Annotated in this window: 1 protein-coding gene and 1 pseudogene; both read right to left on the bottom strand. The window is 71.9% G+C overall.

The genetic code is table 11. The annotated features are described in order from the left end of the window. A partial coding sequence (resB, locus tag ACY45C_RS16430; protein ID WP_462188454.1) for a cytochrome c biogenesis protein ResB occupies window positions 1-2,028 on the bottom strand: 2,028 nt, incomplete at its 3' end. Beyond that, window positions 2,025-2,289 (bottom strand): annotated as a pseudogene (locus ACY45C_RS16425) (cytochrome c biogenesis protein CcdA); the annotation flags it as partial. The pseudogene ACY45C_RS16425 and the gene resB, both read right to left, overlap by 4 nt.

Raw genomic sequence — 2,289 nt, 5'->3', positions numbered from 1 at the left:
GCTACTCGGTTCGGTGCTGCCCGGTTCGGTACTGGCGGGTTCGGTACTGGCGGGTTCGGCGCCGCTCGATTCCGAGGCGGTCGGCACGGACCGGTCGGTGCCGGCAAGCCCGGTGGCCTCGCGGACCAGGGTCGTGAGCTGGGCCAACTCGACGGCGAACCCGTCGGCGTCGGAGCGGGACAGCCCGCCGATCTCCACCGTGCACCCACCGGCGGCCGCCGGCCGGGCCCGCACCCAAACCCGGCGGCGGCGCACCCGGAGACTCGCGATCAGCCCGACGATGATGAGGACCGCGAAGAGCAACGCCTCGCCCTTGAACGGGTCGGACTTGACCTGGAAGGTGGCGAACTCGGCCACGCTGTCGGCCTCGAGGCTCATCCCGCCGGACAGCCCGGTAAGGGTGCGCTGCCGCGGGTTGTCGAGGGCCAGGACCTGCGCGGTGCGCTCGCTGCCCGCCGGGCCCGTCATCGTGATCTGGCGCATGTCGCGGGTGTCGACCGTGTAGACGTTCTGTGGAATGCCCTCGTTGAGATGGAGGTTGCCGACGAACCCCGTGATCGTCAGACCGGGCGCGCGGGCCGCGGGGAACACGGAGACGTATCCCTGGGTCGGGTCGAGGCGGGTGGTCGGCGTGAACACGCCGCTGAAGGCCAGCTGCTGGGGCTCCTTGCGGACGCCCAGCGCGGGCAGTCCGGTGTCGGGGATCTTGACGGTGCAGGTTGAGGTGAACATGCCGTCCCGCGGGGTACACGGCACGTTCGACTCCCAGACGACCTTGCGCGCGGCGTCGCGAAGCACAAAGTGCGGGGCGAATCCATGCCCGATGAGGTAAATCTTGGCATTGCCGATCACCAGCGGATGGTTGACGCGGATGGTCGCCTTGCGGGTCGGGGCGTTCAGCGCGGCGGCATACGTGACGTCGGCGCGGAAGTCGGACGGCTGGCCGCTCGGCTGGAACGTGGCGTTGAACCGGTCCAGCGTGAGCGAGAACGGGCGCAGCTTCGCGGTGTCGACGCGCTGACCAGCGTTGAACTGGTCATAGGAGATGATCGTATTCGCGAATCCACTCCCGGAGACGACGAGCACGGTCCCGGAGTATCCGTACCAGGAACCGAAGCCCACCGCGGCGAGCAGCCCCACCAGGGCAATGTGGAAGACGAGGTTACCGGTCTCGCGCAGGTACCCCTTCTCCGCGGCGACGGAGTGGTCGGCGGGCCCCTTCGCGTCGCGGGCCTCGCCAGCCGTGGCCGTGACCCGGAAGCGCCGTCGGCGCAGCGCCTGCCGGGCGGCCGCCATCGCGTCGCCGGGCTCCATCGGACTCGTCCAGACGCTGCCGCCGGGCAGCCGGCCGGGCCGGGCCGGGGCCTTCGGCGGCGCGGTGAACAGCGCCCTGGCATGCCAGCGGATCCGGGACGACAGGCAGCCGATCAGGGAGATGAACAGCAGCAGGTAGATCGCCGCGAACCAGGACGCGGCGAAGACGTCGAACCCGGAGAACCAGTCGAGCAGCGGACCGAGGGTGGGGTGGTCGGCGAGGTACTGCTCCACCCGCATCGGGTTGATGGCGCGTTGCGGCAGCAGCGATCCGGGCACGGCGGCCAGGGCCAGCAGGAACAGCAGCAGCAACGCGGTGCGCATGCTGGTGAGCTGGCGCCAGGACCGGACGGCGAGGGCAAGGGCCGGATGCCGGGTGAACCGGCCACCGGCGCCGGGGGCGCGCCCCGGTCCGTCGGTCGGCGCGCCGGGGTCGCCGGGGTCGCTGGGCGACGGACCGGCCGCGCTGTCCGGCGGGTCGAACGCCTCGGGGGCGGCGACGCGGGCGTCGGCATGCCCCTCGGGCAGGCGGCGCGAGCTGGCCGCCACGCCGGAGTCGAATCCCGCGGACTCGAGGCCGGACTTCTCGAGGCCGGACTCGGCCTCGACGGTGTCGCCGGGTTCGACGTCGACGGACCCGGCGGCGAGTGGCGCGGGATCGGCGGCTCCGGACGCAGGCGCGAGCCGGGCGTTCGAACGGGTTGAGGAGGTCACAGCGGCATCTCCGAGAAGCCGGGGGCGTAGGGCCGTAGGTTCGCAACCAGGTCGGCCCATTCCCCCGTGAGTTGAAGCACGCCGACCGTGACGAGCAGCATGCCGCCGAGCAGGGTCAGGATGCGGGTATGCCGTCGCAGCACCCGCAGGGCGCCGACGGCACGTCGGAAAGCCAGTCCGACGGCGAGGAACGGCAGCCCGAGCCCGAGGCAGTACACCGCGGAGAGGAACGCTCCCCGCTGCGCCGTCGCGCTCGTCACC

The organism is Frankia sp. CcWB2, from assembly GCF_977927585.1.
This window is presented reverse-complemented; position numbering and strand designations above follow the sequence as displayed.